Origin of the sequence: Shewanella sp., from assembly GCF_041630135.1 — a bacterium.
Taxonomy (GTDB): Bacteria; Pseudomonadota; Gammaproteobacteria; order Enterobacterales; family Shewanellaceae; genus Shewanella.
The window spans coordinates 34405-50097 of record NZ_JBFKLW010000002.1 but is presented as its reverse complement, the minus strand read 5'-3'; the positions used below and the strand labels follow the sequence as shown (position 1 = coordinate 50097).

Annotated in this window: 16 protein-coding genes; 9 read left to right on the top strand and 7 right to left on the bottom strand. The window is 54.9% G+C overall.

Annotated features, from left to right (window positions below):
- Nucleotides 1-7 precede the first annotated feature (7 nt).
- The 3 genes from ABYK60_RS00935 (at nt 8) to ABYK60_RS00925 (ending at nt 3484) form a co-directional block, all read left to right on the top strand.
- Nucleotides 8-175 (top strand): YqaE/Pmp3 family membrane protein, encoded by a 168-nt coding sequence (locus ABYK60_RS00935; RefSeq protein ID WP_372869980.1) that lies wholly within the window; start codon nt 8-10, stop codon nt 173-175.
- 130 nt (nt 176-305) lie between these two features.
- Nucleotides 306-1163, top strand: coding sequence for a LysR family transcriptional regulator (locus tag ABYK60_RS00930; RefSeq protein WP_372869978.1), 858 nt, complete (start codon nt 306-308; stop codon nt 1161-1163).
- A gap of 20 nt (nt 1164-1183) precedes the next feature.
- Nucleotides 1184-3484, top strand: coding sequence for a penicillin acylase family protein (locus ABYK60_RS00925; RefSeq protein ID WP_372869976.1), 2301 nt, complete (start codon nt 1184-1186; stop codon nt 3482-3484).
- A gap of 51 nt (nt 3485-3535) precedes the next feature.
- On the opposite strand, the gene ABYK60_RS00920 is transcribed toward ABYK60_RS00925, so the two are convergent.
- The 4 genes from ABYK60_RS00920 to ABYK60_RS00905 all read right to left on the bottom strand — a co-directional run bounded on the left by ABYK60_RS00920 (nt 3536) and on the right by ABYK60_RS00905 (nt 6946).
- Entirely contained in the window at nt 3536-3931 is a 396-nt protein-coding gene (locus ABYK60_RS00920; RefSeq protein ID WP_372869974.1) for a VOC family protein, read from the bottom strand.
- Nucleotides 3932-4082: 151 nt separating this feature from the next.
- Complete coding sequence (gorA, locus tag ABYK60_RS00915; protein ID WP_372869972.1) at nt 4083-5438, bottom strand: glutathione-disulfide reductase; 1356 nt, start codon at nt 5436-5438, stop codon at nt 4083-4085.
- Nucleotides 5439-5568: 130 nt separating this feature from the next.
- Entirely contained in the window at nt 5569-6159 is a 591-nt protein-coding gene (locus ABYK60_RS00910) for a hypothetical protein (RefSeq protein ID WP_372869970.1), read from the bottom strand.
- A gap of 85 nt (nt 6160-6244) precedes the next feature.
- On the bottom strand, nt 6245-6946 hold the full coding sequence (locus tag ABYK60_RS00905; RefSeq protein WP_372869968.1) for a hypothetical protein: 702 nt from the start codon (nt 6944-6946) through the stop codon (nt 6245-6247).
- A 317-nt stretch (nt 6947-7263) separates the two neighbouring features.
- Here ABYK60_RS00905 and prlC point away from each other — a divergent pair, with 317 nt between their 5' ends.
- Both prlC and ABYK60_RS00895 read left to right on the top strand, forming a co-directional pair.
- Nucleotides 7264-9300: an oligopeptidase A gene (prlC, locus tag ABYK60_RS00900; RefSeq protein WP_372869966.1), complete on the top strand. Its 2037-nt coding sequence runs from the start codon at nt 7264-7266 to the stop codon at nt 9298-9300.
- 164 nt (nt 9301-9464) lie between these two features.
- On the top strand, nt 9465-9995 hold the full coding sequence (locus ABYK60_RS00895) for a thioesterase family protein (protein ID WP_372869964.1): 531 nt from the start codon (nt 9465-9467) through the stop codon (nt 9993-9995).
- A gap of 3 nt (nt 9996-9998) precedes the next feature.
- Here ABYK60_RS00895 and ABYK60_RS00890 read toward each other — a convergent pair whose 3' ends face one another.
- A complete protein-coding gene (locus tag ABYK60_RS00890) occupies nt 9999-10652 on the bottom strand; it encodes a glutathione S-transferase family protein (protein ID WP_372870118.1) in 654 nt (217 codons plus the stop codon).
- An 87-nt stretch (nt 10653-10739) separates the two neighbouring features.
- A complete protein-coding gene (locus ABYK60_RS00885; protein ID WP_372869962.1) occupies nt 10740-11639 on the bottom strand; it encodes a LysR family transcriptional regulator in 900 nt (299 codons plus the stop codon).
- Between the two features lie 116 nt (nt 11640-11755).
- Between ABYK60_RS00885 and ABYK60_RS00880 the strand changes: the two genes are divergently transcribed.
- Both ABYK60_RS00880 and ABYK60_RS00875 read left to right on the top strand, forming a co-directional pair.
- Nucleotides 11756-12604 carry an NmrA family NAD(P)-binding protein gene (locus ABYK60_RS00880; RefSeq protein ID WP_372869960.1) on the top strand — a complete coding sequence of 283 codons (849 nt, stop codon included), beginning with the start codon at nt 11756-11758 and terminating at the stop codon, nt 12602-12604.
- A gap of 82 nt (nt 12605-12686) precedes the next feature.
- Nucleotides 12687-13373, top strand: a complete 687-nt coding sequence (locus ABYK60_RS00875; protein ID WP_372869958.1) for a DNA-3-methyladenine glycosylase I — start codon at nt 12687-12689, stop codon at nt 13371-13373.
- Here the strand turns inward: ABYK60_RS00875 and ABYK60_RS00870 are convergent.
- Nucleotides 13370-14101 (bottom strand): TorF family putative porin, encoded by a 732-nt coding sequence (locus tag ABYK60_RS00870; RefSeq protein ID WP_372870116.1) that lies wholly within the window; start codon nt 14099-14101, stop codon nt 13370-13372. The two genes, ABYK60_RS00875 and ABYK60_RS00870, sit on opposite strands and share 4 nt — an antisense overlap.
- 114 nt (nt 14102-14215) lie before the next feature.
- Here ABYK60_RS00870 and ABYK60_RS00865 point away from each other — a divergent pair, with 114 nt between their 5' ends.
- Both ABYK60_RS00865 and ABYK60_RS00860 read left to right on the top strand, forming a co-directional pair.
- A complete protein-coding gene (locus ABYK60_RS00865; RefSeq protein ID WP_372869956.1) occupies nt 14216-14413 on the top strand; it encodes a hypothetical protein in 198 nt (65 codons plus the stop codon).
- 109 nt (nt 14414-14522) lie between these two features.
- Nucleotides 14523-15668, top strand: a complete 1146-nt coding sequence (locus ABYK60_RS00860) for an efflux RND transporter periplasmic adaptor subunit (protein WP_372869954.1) — start codon at nt 14523-14525, stop codon at nt 15666-15668.
- Nucleotides 15669-15693 lie beyond the last annotated feature (25 nt).

Here is a 15693-nt window from a genome sequence, read left to right as displayed (position 1 = left end):
AGACCCCATGGATACCAATAAACTATTACTTGTAATCATCGCCATTTTATTGCCACCAGTAGCCGTTTTTTTAAAAGATGGTGCTGGCAAACATTTGTTGCTTAACATTATCTTATGCCTGTTCTTTTTTATTCCCGGCGTACTCCACGCCGTGTGGGTAATTACCAAAGAGTAACCATCTTTATACCAGCCCTGCGAAGCAGGGCTTTTAATATATAAGTGAATAAAATAGATTCAAAATGATAGACATATCAAAGTGAAGGCAGCAAAATCACACTCATAACTTCTTTTAACTCATCCATAGCATGTACTCTCACCTGCCTTCACTAAATGGACTAAGAGTATTTGAGGCCGCCGCACGGCATCTCAGCTTCAAAATGGCTGCCACGGAACTACAGTTAACTCCGACAGCTGTATCCCATCAAATCCGAAACCTTGAAGCCCACCTGGATATGCCATTGTTTATCCGCCATACCCGCGCCGTCGAACTCACACCTGCAGGGCAGACCCTGTTTGAAACCAGCCGTCAGGTACTGCGCCAAATCGATCAGACCCTCACTGGTCTGGGGGTTGGACGCCAGAGTTTAACCATCAATGCAGCTCAGGGTTTTGCCTCTTTGTGGCTGGCGCAACATCTGCCTGATTTTCAAAATCGCTATCCAGACCTGCGGGTATCAGTCAGTCAATCTGACGAACCGGCAATAGAAGCCACCGACATCAATATCACCAGACAATCCCCAGCTACCTCGCCACCGGCATTGAAATTGCCTGAACAGTTCGGCCTGTATGCCAGCCCTGCGTATCTTGCACGCAAACAGACTCACCAAACCCTGATGCAAGTCCGCCACCAGTCTCAGCCGGAGGTCATCAATTGGCAAAGCTGGCAGCAGGCATACGGAACCTTCCGGGAGGCACAACTCATTGAGTTTGATCGCGAGGATCAATTACTGCAGGCATGTCTGGCCGGGCAGGGGTTGGCGCTCACCAGCTCACTGCTGGTATCGACTCAGGTGGAAAATGGCTGGCTCAAACCCTGTCTGCCGGAAAAAGTGCTGTCCGGCTCCGGCTATCAGGTCATCACATCAGCAGACAATAAGCGGGCTGTCAGGTTACTTTTGGAGTGGCTGTCAGAGCAACTTGGAATAACACAAACGGCGGTTTAACGCGGGGAAATCTTACAGGGATGAATAGAATAATCACCGCCGGAAAATGGTTTTTACTTGCAGCGCTCGTGCTGCTCTGCGGCCTTTATCTCGGCCTCAGGGCCAGCTTACCCATGTTGGATGGGAAGCTGACCCTGCCCGGGCTGGTTAAGCCACTGGAGATTAACCGTGATTCACTGGGCACAGCCATTATTCATTCTGACACCAGAGCAGACGCCGCATATGGACTGGGTTTTGCCCATGGGCAGGACAGATTTTTCCAGATGGACTTGCTGCGACGAAACTCTGCCGGTGAACTGGCTGAGCTGTTTGGCGACGCTGCGCTGAAGCTCGATGAGCGCCACAGGTTTCATCAATTCAGAAAGCGTGCCCAGGCACTGCTGAAGCAGCTGCCCGCCGACGACATGGCCGTGCTTGAAGCCTATAGCCGCGGCGTTAATCAGGCACTGGCACAGCAAACACTGCCAAGCTTTGAATACCTGCTCAGTGGCGCAGCCATTAAGCCCTGGCGCCCCGAAGACAGCCTGCTGACCATATTCAGTATGTATTTGGATTTGCAGGGGAACACCCTTGAACGGGAACTGGTGCTGGAGCGCATCAGGCAACTATATGGCGATGAGATGCTCGCCTTTGTCAGCCAGAACGACCCTATTCAGGCCGCGCTGGATGGCAGTACTTTGCCGACTCAGGCCATGGTGGCACCGCCCCTTTCAGCCAAAGCACTGGAAAATGCCGAGCTGCGCCCTATTGGCAGTGAACTGGACGCCTTTGTCAAAGGCAGCAACAACTGGGCGGTCACGGGTCAGCTCACCCGCAGCGGCCGCGCCATGCTGTCAGACGATATGCATCTGGGTCTGGCCGTACCCATCATCTGGTATCGGGCCCAGCTCAATTACCATCACCACGACAGCGACATTCAGGTCACAGGCGTCAGCCTGCCCGGTGCCCCCGTGATTGTGGTCGGCAGCAATGGTCATGTGGCATGGGGCTTTACCAACGGCTATATCGACACCGCCGACTGGATTGAACTGCCAAAAGGTGAAACCACAGAAACTGTTACCGAGCAGCTCGCCAGCACTGGTGCCGGCAAAGAGATACCGCTGACATTGTCCCGTTTCGGGCCGGTTAAGCGCCTCGGTGATAAAGACTATGCCCTGTCCTGGGTGGCCCATGGCGACTTCGCCATTAACCTGAACCTGATGCGTCTGGAAACCGCCACAGGCGTGGAGCAAGGGCTTGCAGTTACCGAGCACACCGGGATCCCGGTGCAGAATATGCTGATTGTGGATAACGCCGGCAACGCCGCATGGCGACTGACAGGCGCCATTTCGGCACGGGACAATCCGGTTGTGGTGGCGCAATCTGCCACTGACTGGCAAGCCGAAGGCTGGGCAGCTCCGGCAGCCAATGTGCCCCTGGTCGCCAATCCAGCCAATCAGCGGCTGTGGAGCGCCAACAGCCGGGTGCTGTCGGCTGCAGACACCCCAAGATTCGGCGACGGCGGTTATGCCATCGCCAGCCGCGCGGCGCAGATCCGCGACAACTTAAACGCCAAATCCGTGTTTGATGAGTCTGACTTCCTCGCCATGCAGCTGGACAACAGGGCGCTGTTTCTCACCCCGTGGCACCAACTGCTTACCGAAACCCTCAAACATCAACCAAATGAGTTTGAAGAAGATATCAAAGCGCTTGCCGACTGGGGCGCCTGTGCCTGCAGCGAGTCTGTGGGCTACACCCTGGTCAGTAAATTTCGGGGAGCTGTAATGGATACCCTGTTTGCTCCCCTGCAAACAAGGCTGGCGGAAGAAGGGCTGAGTTTGAGCAAGATTAAGGGCAATCTGGAAGTGTCGGCCTGGCAGCTGCTGCAGCAAAAGCCTGACTCCTGGCTGCCGGAGAAAATGACTGACTGGAACGATTTCCTGCTGGATATTTACCGCGCCAATCGCGCCGCACTGCTCAGCCGCCACTCAACTGCTGGCGAGCTTGCAGAACTCAATTGGGGCAAGGTGAATGCACTTAAAATCCAGCATCCCTTCAGTAAGCAAATACCCCTGCTGGCACCGCTGCTGGACATGCCTGAAGTACCCGGGTTTGGCGGCCATTTCGAACCAGCGGTGCAAAGCCCCGGCTTTGGCGCCTCCCAGCGCCTGGTGGTACAGCCCGGACGCGAGCAAGACGCCATCCTGATGCTGCCGGGCGGACAGTCAGGTCATCCGCTGTCGGCCTTCTACCGCAGCGGCTTTGGTGATTACGCCAGCCATACCCCCACACCACTGCTGCCGGGGCAAATACAGCACAGCATCCGCCTGATGCCGCAGTAACCACAACAAAGCCCAATTCGACATTCGGTGGATGACCTTGAACTATCTGCCTTATTCGTGGTGATGGCATACAGCTTCAACATTATTGCCATCGGGATCCAGCAGGAAGGCGCCGTAATAATGTTCATGATAAATAGGTCTCAGGCCGGGTGCGCCATTATCCTGCCCTCCGCTTGCCAAACCTGCATGGTAAAAGTCAGCCACGGCACTGCGGTTGGCGGCAACAAAGGCTGTGTGGCGTGGGGTGGCCGGAGATTTTACCTCTATCACCCAGAAAATTGGCTTATTGTCAGGACCAAAGGCGCACATCCGCCTGGTTGGCCAGTCGTTGTCCAAACTGGCCATCTCTTCAAACAGCATCGGATACTTCAGCGGGGCAAATGCTGCAATATAAAAGTCACGGGTGGCAGTATAGTTGGTCGCGTAGGTGCTCATATGATCTATCACGGCAGGCTCCTGTTCTGCTTATTCAGAGTTTCACACGTTGCCACAGGCAAGCCCGGCAGGCCAATCATAAAGTCAACGCCAATAAACAAGCCGCTCTTTGAGCGGCTTGTTTATTGGCGGGAAACGGTTAACCCGGTGCGCAGCGCAATGGTTATCGCATAGTCACAAACTCTTCGGCGCCGGTGGGGTGAATGGCCACCACGGCATCGAAGTCAGCCTTGGTGGCGCCCATCTTGATGGCCACACCGAAGCCCTGAAGGATTTCGTCCATACCAAAGCCAATACCGTGGATACCCACCACTTTTTCGTCCGGACCGGCACATACCAGTTTCATTTTGCAGGCCTGACGATGGGCTGTTACTGCGGTGTACATGGAGGTAAAGTTTGAGGTGTACACCTTCACCTGATCTTCGCCGTATTGCGCCTTGGCATCGGGCTCACTCAGCCCCATGGTGCCGATGGGTGGATGACTGAATACCACGGTCGGCACCAGGCTGTAGTCCATCTTGGCATTGGGCTGACCGCCGAACAGACGCTCAGACAGGAAGCGACCGGCTTTCACGGCCACCGGGGTAAGTTCAATGCCACCGGCAATGATATCACCCACACAGTAGATGCCGTCTGCACTGGTATTTTGCCACTCATCCACCAACACATAGCCGCGCTCATCCACTTTTACATCGGTGTTTTCAAGGCCAATCTTGTCGGTGGCAGGTTCGCGGCCAATGGCCCAGATAAGGCAATCCACGTTAATGGACTCACCGTTTTCCAGTTGCAGAGTCAGGCTGCCGTCGGCATGTTTTTCCACGGCCTTGGGTACGGCATGGGTGTGCAGAGTCGGGCCGTTTTCGGCCATGGCATCCACCAGCGCCTGGCTCAGCATGGGGTCGAAGCTGCGCAGTGGCGAGTGCTTGCGCACCAGCAAATGGGTTTCACTGCCGAGGGCATGCAGCACACCGGCGATTTCGACGGCGATGTAACCGGCACCAACCACCGCAACCCGCTTGGGCTGGGCGTCGAGGGCAAAGAAGCCGTTGGAATCGATACCGTGCTCGGCACCCGGGATATTGGGGATGCTTGGGCGACCACCGGTGGCGATAAGAATATGATCGGCGGTGTATTCTTCGCCGTTCACCTCGATGGTGCGGTTATCTTTGAAGCGGCCGTAGCCTTCCACCAAAGTCACGCCATTGCCGGTAAAACCACGGCCATAGGCGGCATGAATACGCTCGATATAAGCTTCGCGGCTGGCAACCAGGGTGTTCCAGTCAAAGTTTTTTACTTCAACATCAAAACCATAGTCTTTGGCATACAGGTGCATGGCTTCTGCCACCTGGGCGCCATACCACATCACCTTTTTAGGCACACAGCCTACGTTCACGCAGGTTCCGCCCACGTGTTTGGCTTCAATCAAAAGGACCTTGGCGCCGCGGATAGCAGCGCGGTTGGCGGATGCAATGCCGCCGCTGCCAGCTCCCAGACAGATGTAATCGTAGTGTTGGGCCATGGAAATCTCCGTTGTGACCGACGAGGTAAGGGCTCAATTGTAGGGAGCTTTTTGCCCTGAGGGAAGCAGGGATAAGCCAGCCAAGCCCCCACTCAGACCTAAGACCGACTCAGCACCAGCTTTGTTGCCATTAACGCCGATACATGCAGCGGTCGTGGTCGCCCTGACGGGGACCGTTACTGCCACACTTAAGACAACGCCACTCCTTTTGCCTTGCTTTGAGCTCATCGCCATGATGTTCGCCTGCCCCACGGGAGGTCAGCAGCTTTTCGAGTTGCCCCATGCGGTTATCCAGCCAGCGGCAATTGGGGTCATCGGCCACATAAGGCCTTGAGGCTGTGGCTGCGGCACTCTCCCGCCGCGGAGTGCGCTTGCTGCTGCGCTCGCTCTTTTGTGATTGGTCAACATAGTCGCGGCCACTGAATTCAAGTCCGGGACTGGGGGCGGCAGGAATAACCAAGGGGTTCCCCTGACTGTCCAGCGCCGCAGGTTTATCGGCCAACTGACTGTGATTACCCAGCTGAAAGTGGCCGGGCTCAGCGTGGTCAGGCTCATCGTGAACGGACTGGGTCGATTTTTCAGTTGCGGTGGACGGGGGCGCTTTTTGCATCAGAGCCTGGTAGTCACTGGCGCTCACAAAACTGCAAAACATCAGTGAATACAAGGCGCAAAGCTTACTCACAGAACGCGCCCATGCAGGCGCCAAGATAAAAGCTGACATTCCTTGTCCTCCGGTAACACCGCATCCCGCGGCTGGCAGTACAGCCCCGCAGGGGGCTTCAGCAACAAAGTCTAGTCAAAGCGGGTTAAAACGCCCAATTGAGGTGAACACCGGCAAAGGTTTCATCCAGCCCATCATCACCCAGCTCCAGAGTAATATCATGCCCGGCCTGAGTGCGGCTGATATGGCCTGTAATGGCAAGGCCATCAGCAAGCGCGTACTCGGCCTCTACGCCAAATTGCAGGTGGTTGCGCCCATTATGCGCCTCGGTCACATATTGGTAATCAAGCCCCTGAGTAATATAGGGGCTCAGGGTCAGGCGTTCACCCAAATGCCAATTACTGTGCAGGCTCAGTTCCACAAAATAGCCACCGGCTTCGGTACTGTAGGTATAGGCAAGGGACGGCACCAGATAGTCCCACTGCACCAGAGCCATTTCGGCAAAAAACTCGGTATCGTTGCAACGCTCATCGCCATAGCTTTCAATTCGCTGTAAGCCAACGAAGGCTTCAATCTGGTCATGCAGATGCAGGGCATATTCAACACCAAAGTTCCATTCGGTGTAATGTTCGCTGTCGGCACGACCAACCCGTGCGTAACCGGTAAAATCACCGATACTGGCGGCTAAAGCCCCCCAGCCAATACCGCCACCGGCGAGGTTGTCACGACCTTCAGTGATATAGCGACTGTCCCAGCCGATATCCACCACAAAATCTGGCTCCAGCGCCATGGCAGGTACGCCAGCCAGCCCCAAGGCCAACAGCAACATCGATTTTGCCCCGTTCATTTCACTTATCCTGAAACACTACCTGATCTGCTGCGATCTTATGCTCGCCAATGCGATAGTAAATGCGAATAGCTTGCATTTGCGGCATTGTCAGCAAAGATAACATTGTAAATCACGGGCAGCGCCGATTCGGGATTTGGCTCACGGTTTTTGACCTTTTGACCAGCTAGGAGTGGATAACAAGTAATAGGCTACCTTGATAAATGGCTTGCCAGCCCCTATTTATCCCCTATCGATACTCAGAAAGGTGCGCTCCCCTTCTGCCGGTGGCCAGTCATCACAGAACCGCTCTTTCCTTACAGAGAAAAGGATACCCAATGACCAATCCATTGCTTGAACCTGCCAAGCTGCCTCCATTTTCGGCCATCAAACCCGAGCACATCCAAAGCGCGGTGAAGCAGGCTATTGGCCACTGCCGCGCCGAGATAGAACGCGTACTGGCGGCCGGCGACTTCAGCTGGCAGGGGCTGGTAGCGCCGCTTGAAGAGGCCGACGACCGCCTGAGCAAGCTCTGGTCTCCGGTATCCCACATGAATTCCGTGCTCAGCACCGAAGAATGGCGCGCCGCCCACGATGCCTGTTTGCCGCTGTTATCTGAATACGGCACCTTCGTTGGTCAGCACGATGGCCTGTATCAGGCCTACAAAACCCTGCACGGCTCAGAGGAATTCAACACCCTGCCTCGGGCCAAACAGACTCTGATTGAACACGCCCTGCGTGATTTTGAACTCTCAGGCATTGGCCTGGACGATGCCAAAAAGGCTCGCTACGGCGAAATCGTCAAGCGTCTGTCGGAGCTTTCCAGCAGTTTCTCCAATCAGGTGCTGGATGCCACCCATGCATGGACGAAGCTCATCACTGACGAAGCCGAGCTTAAGGGGCTGCCCGAGTCAGCCCTGGCCGCCGCCAACGCCATGGCCGAAGAAAAGGAACTGCAAGGCTATCTGTTTACCCTCGACTTCCCATCTTATCTGCCGGTGATGATGTACTGTGAAAACCGTGAGCTGCGTGAAGAGTGTTACACCACCTTCGTAACCCGCGCATCCGATCAGGGCCCCAATGCCGGCAAGTTCGACAATGGCCCGCTGATGGAAGAGCTGCTGGCGCTGCGCCACGAACTGGCCACTCTGCTCGGCTTTGAAAGCTTTGCCCACAAGTCGCTGGCCACCAAGATGGCCGAGACACCGGCCCAGGTCATCAGCTTCTTAAACGAACTGGCGCTGCACTCGCGTCCACAGGCCAAAAAAGAGCTGGATGAACTCAAGGCCTTTGCCGCCAGCGAATATGGCGCTACCGACCTCAAGGCCTGGGATTTAAGCTTCTATGGCGAAAAACTCAAACAGCACAGATACGAAATATCCCAGGAAGAACTGCGCCCGTATTTCCCTGAAAACAAGGTGCTGAGCGGTCTGTTCTACACGGTTGAGCGCCTGTTTGGCCTCAAAATCGAAGAGCAAACCGAGTTCGACCGCTGGCATAAAGACGTGCGTTTCTTCCATATTTTTGATGCCGATGGCGAGCACAGAGGCAGCTTCTACCTCGACTTATACGCCCGCAGCGGCAAACGCGGCGGCGCCTGGATGGACGAGTGCAGGGTAAGACGCATCAGCGGCGATGAACTGCAGCGTCCGGTAGCCTACCTCACCTGTAACTTCAACGGCCCGGTGGGCGGCAAACCAGCCCTTTTCACCCACGACGAAGTAGTGACCCTGTTCCACGAATTTGGCCACGGCATCCACCATATGCTGACCAAGGTAGATGTGGCGGGTGTATCCGGCATCAACGGCGTGCCCTGGGATGCGGTGGAACTGCCAAGCCAGTTCATGGAAAACTGGTGCTGGGAAGAACAGGCGCTGCAGGAAATCTCCGGCCATTATGAAACCGGTGAGCCACTGCCCAAAGCCATGCTGGACAAGATGCTGGCGGCGAAAAACTTCCAGTCTGCCATGATGATGGTGCGCCAGCTCGAGTTTTCGCTGTTCGATTTCCGCCTGCATCTGGAATACAACAGCGAAGATGGCGCCCGAATTCAGGAAACCCTGGATGAAGTACGCCAGCAGGTCGCGGTGGTGATCCCCCCCAGCTTCAACCGTTTCCAGCACAGCTTCTCGCACATTTTTGCCGGTGGTTATGCCGCGGGCTATTACAGCTACAAGTGGGCCGAAGTGCTGTCGGCAGATGCTTTCTCCCGCTTTGAAGCTGAAGGGATTTTCAACCCGGATACCGGCCGTGCCTTCCTGACCAACATCCTCGAAATGGGTGGCAGTGAAGAGCCCATGGAGCTGTTCCGCCGCTTTATGGGCCGTGAACCCAACACAGACGCTCTGTTGCGTCACAGTGGCATCAGTCACTGATGGGCAGACAGTAGGACTGCAAAGGGCGCTGTGGCGCCCTTTTTGTTGGCAAAAACGTCGCCGGTTATTGTGGATACGAGCATCGCGAGCGACAGGTTCGATTGCTTGCAGGTACGAGCTCTGATAGCCTTCAGCTTTACGCAATTACTCTAATACAAAGATCAATGAATCTGTACTTTCGACTTATCTGGTTGTTTTTATGGCGGGTTCGCCACTGCAATCGCATTGGATTCCTCGATGTAAGCCGCATCGAGTACCGGGCACTGCCATCAGACTGCGACATCAATATGCACCTGACCAACAGCCGCTATCCGGCCTTTATGGATCTGGCCCGCACCTATATGCTGGCGGAAATGGGCCTGCTGAAGCGCTTTTTGAAGCTCAAGTGGATGCCCATAGTCAATGCCGCCGAATTCACTTATATCCGCGATATCAAGCCACTGCAAAAATTCACCATTGAGAGCCGTGTCGTCGGCTGGGATGATAAATATTTCTATATTGATCAGCGCTTTGTAAGCGAACGCGGCTTGCACTGCATAGTGCACGTTCGTGGGGTGTTTGTGTGCAATCGCAAGCAGGTGCCCATCATCGAGCTGGTTCGCGAGGCGGGTTATGAGGGTGACGCTCCCGAACTATCCCCTGAAGTACAAAAGTGGAAGGCATTTTTGCAACTCAAAAAAGAGCGCAATACCTGACTATCAGGGAATGAACTTCAGTCCGGTCATCTCTTCGGCGGCCGCGAGTGCCGCCTCATCGGCCACCAACTCCCAGGCGCCCCTGAGCCTGGCCTGCTGGCGGTAACGGTTGAGATTTTCCAGTTCCAGTAAATCCAACAGCGTAAAGGCTGGCTCAAGGCAAGGAAGCAAGGCGCAGTCGGCCAGAGTAAAGCCATCACCCACCAGCCAATGGCTGTTGGCAAGCTCTTCATCTATTCCATTGAATACCTGCATCAGCTTCTGACGCACCTGCGCCATAGCAAGTTCGTTCCTGTGTTCCTGCGCCATACTCAGTTGCTGCTCCAACAAAAACAACTGATTACTGATGTCATTGTCGATAATCCGATCCCACAGCCGTACCCGCAGACAATCATCAAGATCAGCAGGCAATAGCCGTGTCCCGGCGCGTATGTGATGGTCCAAATATTCGATGATAATGCTGGATTCGGGCAGCAAACTGCCATCAGCACATTTAAGCAGCGGCAGTTTGCACAGAGGATAGAGCTTACTGAATGCCTGACGCTGTAAAGGGTCTCTGAGTTCAGTGACCCTGGGATAGAAGTTCGCCTGTTTCTCGTACAACCCAAGAAGTACCTTTTGGGAGTAACGGGAAAGCGGATGATAGAAGAGCTCCATGTAATCTGGCCCCCGTTGCATACGCCCGTTCATCAGAAGGCGACTGCCGCACTGGCAAGTTTACGCCTTCCTTAAATTTAGCCCCCTTCAGACGGGTTTGAACAGTTTCTCTTTCAGAAAATCGATAAACACCCGCACCCGTGGCGGAGTATTTTCCTTATAGGGGTGCAGCGCATAGATGCCCCCCTCGCGCAGATGGTAGTCAGGCAACAGCAATTCAAGCTCGCCCGAGGCCAGATGCTGGCCAATAAGATGATCCGGCAATATCGCCACGCCCAAACCTTGAAGTGTCAGTGCCATCAGGCCATTGGTACTGTTACAGCTGATAAAAGGCGTCACCCTCACCCGGTATTGCTCACCCTGACCATTGTGCAGGGTCCAGCTTTTGGGTAAATGGCTGGAGGCATGTGCAAGCCACTGATGATGTTGTAAATTATCAGGGTGTAACGGCCTGCCATGGGCAGCCACATAGGCAGGACTGGCCACCAGTTGCTCATCGAAACTGCCAAGCTTGATGGCCCTGAATTCCGAATCTTCCGGCCAGCCGCCCTGAATAGCCACATCAATCTGATGCTCGAGCAAATTCAGCTTGTTGTCCTCAAGCAGCAATGTCATGCGGATATTGGGGTAGCGCTGATGAAACTCGCCGACAAGCGGTAGCAGGTCATGCTCACCAAGGCCCACCGGGGCGGTGACCCTTAAACTGCCGTGCAAATGCTCATCCGCCGGACGGGTCACAGCTTCGGCCTGACGAGCCAGTTGCAGCAGTTCGCCGCAATAATGGAAAAACTCGCGACCATCTTCAGTGAGACTGATGCGTCGGGTGGTACGATGCAACAGCCCGCAGCCCAAACGCTCTTCCAGCTTTTTCAGATGCTGGCTTACCATGGAGCGACTGATGCCCAGCACCTCGGCGGCCATGGTCAGCGAACCTTGCTCGACAACCGAGGCAAATACCAGCATACGATAGAGTTGGGAAGCGTCCATGGCCCGTCCTTTGTTTAGTTTGAGTTACCAAAGATATAAGTAAATCACTCATTATCTATTTTTTCCACGGAAATACACTGAGCACCTCATCAATCCCAACCTATGAGGTACACACCATGATCCTTATCCTCGGCGCCAGCGGCGAACTGGCCAGCCTGACCACGGCAGCCCTCCATACCCTCGGCAATACAGAAGCAGTACGTCTCGCCAGCCGCTCACCAGCAAAGCTGGCGGCAAATGGCGCTCAGACCCTGTTTGCCGACTACGACCAGCAGGATTCCCTCGAAGCCGCCATGGCAGACGTGTCCAAAGTCTTGTTCATCTCCGGCAACATTAACAACGATGCCCGCCTGGCCCAGCACCTGAATGTAATAGCCGCAGCCAAAAAAGCGGGCGTGAGCCAATTGCTGTACACCAGTTTCCAGTCACCCAGTCTCGACAGTGCCTTTGATTTTGGTGCCAGCCATGCCGCCACTGAAGCTGCCATCCGCGCCGCTGGCGTGCCAGCCACCGTAGTGCGAAACGCCTTTTATGCCGAACTGCAACTGATGAGCCTTGGCCACACCCTCGATAGTGGCGTGCTCACCCATGCTGCAGCCAACGGCCGCTTTGCACCTGTGAGCAAGGCCGACCTTGCCGAGGCGCTGGCCAGACTGCTGATGACCGAAGGCCATGCAGGTAAAATCTATGAGCTGACCGGCCCTGAGCTGATGTCCTACACCGAAATCGCCAAACTTATCAGCGAGCTGACAGGTAAGCACATCCAAACCCATGAAATCACCCCCGACGCACAAATTGCAGCGCTGAGCCAAATGGGGTTGCCCGGCTTTTTGGCCAAGGCGCTGGGCGGCGCCAGCCGTGCCATTGCCGCAGGGGAATACGATACGCGCAGCGATGATTTGGCGCATATCCTCGGCCGCGAGCCCCGCAGCCTTCGCGAGGTGATTGCTGCCGCCCTCGGCTGATACCCCGGATAACCCGACTGCCTGGATTGAAGGCTCCCATGCAAGTACACTGGCAAAGCCATTCATCGTTTCAGGGAAGTCCATGAAAATTGAATCCTTTGCCAGTATTTATCAGCGCGCCGCCGAGCGAAAAGGCGGCGTCGATGCGCTGGAAGCCCTGCTGCCACACTCGTTGTCGGCCGACGAATATCAGGAATATTCTGATGACCGGTTACTGTCGGCCATCAGCAAGCAGATTTTTCAGAGTGGTTTTGTCTGGAAGGTGGTGGACGCCAAATGGGCAGCCTATGAAGAGGCATTTTTTGGCTTCGAACCGCTGAAGATCCTATTGATGTCGCCGGAACAGCTGGATGCCCGCGCCAGCGATCCTGCCCTTATCCGCCACGAAAAAAAGACCCGGGCTATCTACGACAATGCCTTGATGGTTAAAGAAATTGCTGCTGAGCATGGCAGTTTGGCACGTTATATCGGCCTCTGGCCGGGCGAAGAAATCACCTCGCTATGGCAGGTGCTTAAAAAGCGCGGCGCCAGACTCGGGGGCAATACCGGCCCCTACTTCCTGCGCACCACCGGGAAAGATACCTTTCTGCTGACCTCTGATGTGGAGGGCTATCTGAGGGCAACCGGCCTGCTGGATGCCGGGATTGCCACTCAAAAGGGCCTGGCTCAGGCGCAGGCCGCTTTTAACCACTGGCAGGCTGAATCGGGCCGGACGCTGGCTCAAGTCAGCCGCATTATTGCCTGCGGCGTGGGTGACAACCGGATTTAAAACGCCTTGCTTACTCCAATCACGAAACGGTCGCCAAAAATCTCGGTTTGGGTGCCGTATACCTTGTGATCTGTGTCCACAGTGCTGCCGTGGTAACGCAGATCCAGGGTGTAACCGGCCCAGGTCTTGGACACACCCAGGTTCCAGTGGCCCCAGCCTTCGGCGCCTTCACCATCCAGATCCTGATAACCTACTGAGCCTGTCAGCTGGATGCCATTGTCGAAGCTGTAACTTGGATGCACGGCGTAATTCACCCCTTGCCAACCATCCACACCAAACCAGTCATCGATGGTCGGAGTCACTTCCAGTTGCATGTTCAACTTGCCGAATTGTTTGCCCACTTTAAGCCACAACTCGGTGTAATTGCTGTAGGAAGCACCGGGGTACAGATAGGAAAACAGCATCACATCATAGGTGAAACCTGAATCACCAAACTCACCGGCCTTGCCGATAAAGGGGCCTGTTACCACTTCCAGATTGGGATCGGCAAACTTGATATTGGAGCCAAACACACCGGCATACCAGCCAGCGTCATTGCTCCAGCTCAAAGTACCCTGAATAGCGGGAACGTCGCCATCCATTGTCTCGGATTCGCCACGGAATACATAGTCACTGGCGATGGTTAACTTGCCGCCCAGATTGCCGCCAAACACTTTGGCCTCTTCTGCCATGACGCCGTTGGTACATGCAATGGCGGCCAGCGCCAACAAGGTTGTGTTCAATTTCATCATCTACGCCTCTATAGGGTGGGTGCGAATAAGCCAGAGCTGAGCGAGGACTTGTTCGCACCTTCCTTCAATTGGGTTGTCCCCGCTGAAGGTAATGATAAGGAGGTGATATGAATGGCCTTGATGCCAGTCGTGAATAGGTCTCGACAGATTATGAAGAAATATGAACAAACGGTTCCGCGGGTTGCGGCAATCGAGTGGCTGCAGATGTTTTGTTATAAAACCGATAAATATATGCAAATTCAGGCGTTTTTTTTCATTGGTTTACAATTTTCAGACTCAGGTTTACTTGAGCTGCCCTACACGGTGTGAGATAACTGGCGGATCAAATATTCAGTATTAAAAATGGGCAATTTGTCTGGGTATCAAGGTGTTTTTATCTGCACCGCCCCGTGAGCCCAGACACAGAAAGGAGATTTCAATGCGGCAAATGTTAAAAATTGCCTCCGCTGTTGGCCTGGTGCTGTGGGTCAGCGCCTGCGGTCAGGAAGAAGCGCAGCAGGGTGCCCAGCAGGCACGTCCTCCCATGGAAGTTGGCGTAGTTGAAGTAAAAGCAGCTTCCCAGAATATCCTGGTGGAATTGCCGGGCCGCAGCCGTGCTTACCTCGAAGCCGAAGTGCGCCCTCAGGTATCCGGCATCGTTATGGAACGTAACTTCGTTGAAGGCCGTGAAGTAAAAGAAGGTCAGTCACTGTATAAGATTGACGACGCCACTTACAAAGCCACGCTGGAAAGTGCCAAAGCCGATCTGGCCAGTGCTCAGGCATCGCTTGCCAGCGCAAAGGCCCGTGCTGCCCGCTACGAGAAACTGGTGAAGACCAATGCCATCTCCAAGCAGGATTTCGACGAAGCCGACGCCAGTTACAAAGAAGCCCTCGCCCGGGTAAAAGTCGCCGAAGCTCAGCTACACACTGCCGAAATTAACCTCAAGTACACCCAGGTACAGGCGCCCATCTCTGGCCGAATCGGCAAGTCCGCCGTCACCCCGGGAGCGCTGGTAACCGCCAACCAGGGGCAGGTGCTGGCAACGATTCAACAGCTCGACCCCATCAATGTGGACATCACCCAGTCCAGTGCACAACTGCTGGCGCTCAAGGCCAAGCTGCGTGCCGGTAAGCTGCAGGCGGCCGATAACGCCGAAGTGCAACTTGTGCTGGAAGATGGCACCACTTACGAGCACAAAGGCAAGCTGCAATTCGCCGAAGTAAGCGTGGATGAGAACACGGGCTCAGTTATCCTGCGCGCCGAATTCCCGAACCCGGACAATGTCTTGCTGCCCGGCATGTATGTACGTGCCATGCTGAACACAGGCGTGGATCCCAATGCCATTCTGGTGCCGCAAAAAGCCATTACCCGCAACACCCGCGGTGAAGCCGTGGCCATGGTGGTGAACGCCGAAAATCAGGTGGAAGCCCGCAACGTGACCACAGCCGAGGTAATAGATCACCAGTGGCGGATCACTTCAGGTCTTCAGGCCGGTGACAAGCTCATCATCGAAGGACTGCAAAAAGTTCGTCCCGGCTCCCCGGTAACAGCCACACCAGCCGGTTCGACTCAGGCACAGTAATTCAGACCAAGCGAGTTTCAGGAAT

Coding starts and splice junctions, on each gene's coding strand:
- ABYK60_RS00935 (WP_372869980.1), top strand. CDS start 8: ATGGATACCAATAAACTATTACTTGTAATCATCGCCATTTTATTGCCA.
- ABYK60_RS00930 (WP_372869978.1), top strand. CDS start 306: ATGTACTCTCACCTGCCTTCACTAAATGGACTAAGAGTATTTGAGGCC.
- ABYK60_RS00925 (WP_372869976.1), top strand. CDS start 1,184: ATGAATAGAATAATCACCGCCGGAAAATGGTTTTTACTTGCAGCGCTC.
- gorA (WP_372869972.1), bottom strand. CDS start 5,438: ATGGCCCAACACTACGATTACATCTGTCTGGGAGCTGGCAGCGGCGGC.
- ABYK60_RS00910 (WP_372869970.1), bottom strand. CDS start 6,159: ATGTCAGCTTTTATCTTGGCGCCTGCATGGGCGCGTTCTGTGAGTAAG.
- ABYK60_RS00905 (WP_372869968.1), bottom strand. CDS start 6,946: ATGAACGGGGCAAAATCGATGTTGCTGTTGGCCTTGGGGCTGGCTGGC.
- prlC (WP_372869966.1), top strand. CDS start 7,264: ATGACCAATCCATTGCTTGAACCTGCCAAGCTGCCTCCATTTTCGGCC.
- ABYK60_RS00895 (WP_372869964.1), top strand. CDS start 9,465: ATGAATCTGTACTTTCGACTTATCTGGTTGTTTTTATGGCGGGTTCGC.
- ABYK60_RS00890 (WP_372870118.1), bottom strand. CDS start 10,652: ATGGAGCTCTTCTATCATCCGCTTTCCCGTTACTCCCAAAAGGTACTT.
- ABYK60_RS00885 (WP_372869962.1), bottom strand. CDS start 11,639: ATGGACGCTTCCCAACTCTATCGTATGCTGGTATTTGCCTCGGTTGTC.
- ABYK60_RS00880 (WP_372869960.1), top strand. CDS start 11,756: ATGATCCTTATCCTCGGCGCCAGCGGCGAACTGGCCAGCCTGACCACG.
- ABYK60_RS00875 (WP_372869958.1), top strand. CDS start 12,687: ATGAAAATTGAATCCTTTGCCAGTATTTATCAGCGCGCCGCCGAGCGA.
- ABYK60_RS00870 (WP_372870116.1), bottom strand. CDS start 14,101: ATGAAATTGAACACAACCTTGTTGGCGCTGGCCGCCATTGCATGTACC.
- ABYK60_RS00865 (WP_372869956.1), top strand. CDS start 14,216: ATGGCCTTGATGCCAGTCGTGAATAGGTCTCGACAGATTATGAAGAAA.
- ABYK60_RS00860 (WP_372869954.1), top strand. CDS start 14,523: ATGCGGCAAATGTTAAAAATTGCCTCCGCTGTTGGCCTGGTGCTGTGG.